Origin of the sequence: Terribium retamae (genome assembly GCF_022347545.1) — a bacterium.
Lineage (GTDB): Bacteria > Pseudomonadota > Alphaproteobacteria > Rhizobiales > Rhizobiaceae > Mesorhizobium > Mesorhizobium retamae.
In genome coordinates this window covers 1-3,569 of the sequence record NZ_JAKREW010000102.1, presented here as the reverse complement: position 1 = coordinate 3,569, position 3,569 = coordinate 1, and the positions used below count along the sequence as shown (strand labels likewise).

Below are 3,569 nucleotides of genomic sequence, written 5' to 3'. Positions count from 1 at the left end.
ATCCTGAGGTGCGAGCGCAGCGAGCCTCGAAGGACGCACCACGCCTGCGCAAGGATGAGCGGCGTTGTGTGAGGCGCCGCCAAGTTCCGAAACAGGTTTGGAGCATGGAGGCTTGCTTCGGGTGCGTCCTTCGAGGCTCGCCCTCGAAGAACCGCGCGACACCTTCAGCCGATGTGCGGGCTCGCACCTCAGGATGAGGGCGATTGTGCCGTTCAGGCGAGTTTCTGAAACGTCGTAGATTTAGGCGTAGTTGCACGACCTCCCTCATCCTGAGGTGCGAGCGAAGCGAGCCTCGAAGGACGCACCACGCCTTGCGCAAGGATGAGGGGTGTTGTGTGAGGCGCCACCAAGTTCCGAAACAGTTCGGAGCATGGAGGCTTGCTTTGGGTGCGTCCTTCGAGGCTCGCCCACGAAGGACTGCGCAATGCCTTCAGCCGATGTGCAGGCTCACACCTCAGGATAAGGGCCGTTGTGCCGTTCAGGCGAGTTTCTGAGATGTCGCAGATTAGGCGCCGTTGCACGATCTCCCTCATCCTGAGGTGCGAGCGCAGCGAGCCTCGAAGGACGCACCACGCCTTGCGCAAGGATGAGAGGCGTTGTGTGAGGCGCCACCAAGTTCCGAAACAGTTTGGAGCATGGAGGCTTGCTTTGGGTGCGTCCTTCGAGGCTCGCCCTCGAAGAAGCGCACAATGCCTTCAGCCGATGTGCGGGCTCGCACCTCAGGAGGGCGGTTGTGCCGTTCAGGCGAGTTTCTGAAACGTCGCAGATTTAGGCGCCGTTGCACGACCTCCCTCATCCTGAGGTGCGAGCGAAGCGAGCCTCGAAGGACGCACCACACTTTCAGCCAATGCGAGTTTGCACCCCACGATGAGGGATGTTGCGTGAACAACGCCCACATCCCGGTGTTTCGGAGCTCTCTCGCGAACGGTACGAGGGGAGCTGGCATGCAAACCTCCGTGCTCCGGCTGCGATCGGGCTACGGCCTTCGCGGCGTTGCACGGGTTCTCGTGCTTGCTCTAGTCTGGCGGCCTTGGAAGGGTTCGTGACAAAAGTGGCAGCCACCTTGAACGATGAGCTTCGGAAGGCGAAGAAGGAGGCGGCCGAGACCTATGCGGCCTCGCTGATGTCCAATTCGAAGTGGCGAGCGCTTTTCGACGCGCTGCGGGCAAGCGAGGTCAAGGTCGAGGGCATCGTGGTGAAGTTCATCGGCGACGACCGGGAGCACCTGTCATCGTTGCCAGGTCTCTATCCGCCGCATGCGTTCATCGATCTGCAGCCTTTTCATATCCTGCCGCTGGTCGACATAGAGTGGATCGAGTTCAGGCGGATCGTAAGGGTCAAAAGACCGGACAATGTGCCGGACGGGCTTGTCCCCCAGGACACAGATGTCATCCGCGCGGCGATCGAAGCCACCGGAAAACGCTATCCGATCGAAGAGACCGAACTGGGCTTTCGGGTTGTCGGACATGTGAAATGAGCCCGAAGGCATCCCGGGGTCGCCGTCACCCGGTGCCGGCCAGAATGTCCTGCATCCGAAGGGTCACGAAGCCCGATCAATAGGCCTCGATCGATTGCCGCAACCGATTGAACGATCCGAAGTCACGCTCCAACCGCAACAGGAAGGCCGAGATATCGTAGCCGTCGAACCGTTCGACCCGCAGCCGGAACGGGAACGTGTTCTCAGTGAGGGAGGGCGGCTCGCCCATCAGCGTCGGCCAAAGCGCGAAGTTCAGATAGCTGTCTTCTTTCGACCATCGCGAACGCTGCAGGTTCACGAGCTGGACGAAATCGGCGGTGCGCCGCACCCAGTTGCGCGGCCGGCACCTCAGGAAACCTGCTGCAACAAGACGCTCGCCGATCTCTTTCTCGTTCCACATCTGCCTTACCGCTCGTCATCCAATGGCTATCGACCGAACGGCAAGGCTTCTTCCGAGCAGGCGCCGAAGGCGGCGAAGTTCAGCCGTGCCTGCTGCAGCGACAGGTCTCCGTTCAGGCCGCCGCGAACCACGTCAAGATTACTGTCTCCCTGGCCATCGTCCTCCCACTGGCAGACGGGGCAGATCTCGAAGGCGCCACTCTGATCCACTGTGCGAAATCCGCAGCATGGGCAGCGGACGCCGCTCACGCTTGTCCCCGGAATTCGAGGATCACCTCGATCTCGCCGACGATGGCTGCGTTGAATGCGTCGAGCTCTTCGGCCGGTATCCAATATTCGCTGTGCGCGCGTCCGCCCGCTTCCTGGATGGGGTAGCGGTCGAGGAAGTCGCGGCGCACCGAAAACCGCGTGACATAGCCGACCCCGCTGCGCGGCACGTTCCAATCGCGCGCGATCTTCACCGCATAGTCCTGCGTGGTGACGGGATAGAAGATAGGCTGGTCCGGCAGCCTGGGCGGGAAGGCTTTCATCCCGGCCTGGCGGATGAGGGCGAGCTCTTCCGGGCCACCGGCCGCCACAGCGTGACGCGCTCCGCGGTCATCCTGCTTCTCCCGGGATCATGTCGGTCTGTCGCGCAGCCTCACTCAGTGCCTTCTTCGCCACCATTCGCCGACAACACGCCGAAATCGCGCGATTTGATACCCTGGCCGTTGATCGGGATACCCTCGGCGGCCAAGCCCAGCCGCAGCAATTCGCGGATGGCGGCGGCGCGCGAGGGCATGCGTTTTTCGTAGCGCCAGTTTTCCAGCGCTTCCAGTTCGTCGCTGCTCAGCATGATCTGCAGCCTTTCGGCCCTTTCAAGATCCGCCATCGATGCCTCCCCTCGCACGTCCTTCCGGGCTGAACCCAAAAAATGAGTAAGTGACATAAGCTATGCTAAATACTTAGTTCACTGTTTGTAAGCTGCAAGGGGATTCTGCTCAGAGTCAGCAGCCGGCATAGAAACTCCATGCCGCGCACTCTACTAACTATATGATAATATTGAAATAATTTCGATTTTAGGTTGCGTTTGGCGGTTTGAGGGCGCACTATCACCTTCCGCTAATGCATGGTCCCAAGACTGCGAGGCAGCGCTTCGGAATTTTTGGATGAACACAACGAAGGGATGCGGTGTGAGCATTCCTTCCAACGAAAGGAGCGGACGATGAAACGCCCCCTTCCGGCAAGAATGCTCAGTGAAGCCTGGGATGCCGTTATCGAAGCCCAGGCCTCCGACGGTTATGTCAACGTCTCGGCCATCGCAGCCGCGATCCGGCGCACCGGCCGCTTCCAGAACGTTCCCGTGGCCTGCATCGAAAAGGCCGTGCTGCACGCTACCTTGGCTATCGGAGCCGTGGTTGAGTTCGACAAGGGCGGCCGCTTGCTGCGACCTGACGAGCGGTTGCGGGAAACCGAAGACGCCGGGCCGGGCCACGGCGCCGGCGCAACCGTCCAGCGCGACAGCGCTCAGTTGAGCACGTTGCGGGAGAAATAGGGAAATAGGCAGTCGGCAGTCGGATAGAAATCCGGTTATCGGCGCGACGATGGCTTGACGGCCAAGCAACGTTTGCGATCCCTCGACTGCCGACTGCCGACTGCCGACTGCCGACTGCCGACTGCCGACTGCCGACTGCCGACTGCCGACTGCCGACTG

Annotated in this window: 6 protein-coding genes; 2 read left to right on the top strand and 4 right to left on the bottom strand. The window is 61.0% G+C overall.

Going from position 1 to position 3,569, the window contains the following annotated elements; all coding sequences use genetic code 11:
* Window positions 1-1,042: 1,042 nt before the first annotated feature.
* Window positions 1,043-1,477, top strand: coding sequence for a DUF6678 family protein (locus L4923_RS30650; RefSeq protein ID WP_239370863.1), 435 nt, complete (start codon window positions 1,043-1,045; stop codon window positions 1,475-1,477).
* Window positions 1,478-1,553: 76 nt separating this feature from the next.
* Here the strand turns inward: L4923_RS30650 and L4923_RS30645 are convergent, their stop codons facing one another.
* The 4 genes from L4923_RS30645 to L4923_RS30630 form a co-directional block, all read right to left on the bottom strand.
* Window positions 1,554-1,877 (bottom strand): DUF4304 domain-containing protein, encoded by a 324-nt coding sequence (locus L4923_RS30645; RefSeq protein WP_239370862.1) that lies wholly within the window; start codon window positions 1,875-1,877, stop codon window positions 1,554-1,556.
* A 26-nt stretch (window positions 1,878-1,903) separates the two neighbouring features.
* On the bottom strand, window positions 1,904-2,125 hold the full coding sequence (locus tag L4923_RS31035) for a CPCC family cysteine-rich protein (RefSeq protein ID WP_343304493.1): 222 nt from the start codon (window positions 2,123-2,125) through the stop codon (window positions 1,904-1,906).
* A complete protein-coding gene (locus tag L4923_RS30635; protein WP_425531046.1) occupies window positions 2,122-2,454 on the bottom strand; it encodes an ADP-ribosylation/crystallin J1 in 333 nt (110 codons plus the stop codon). The genes L4923_RS31035 and L4923_RS30635 overlap by 4 nt, the downstream gene beginning before the upstream one ends.
* Window positions 2,455-2,516: 62 nt before the next feature.
* Window positions 2,517-2,747 carry a hypothetical protein gene (locus L4923_RS30630; RefSeq protein ID WP_239370860.1) on the bottom strand — a complete coding sequence of 77 codons (231 nt, stop codon included), beginning with the start codon at window positions 2,745-2,747 and terminating at the stop codon, window positions 2,517-2,519.
* Window positions 2,748-3,080: 333 nt separating this feature from the next.
* Between L4923_RS30630 and L4923_RS30625 the strand changes: the two genes are divergently transcribed.
* Entirely contained in the window at window positions 3,081-3,410 is a 330-nt protein-coding gene (locus tag L4923_RS30625) for a hypothetical protein (protein WP_239370859.1), read from the top strand.
* The last annotated feature ends 159 nt before the right edge of the window (window positions 3,411-3,569 follow it).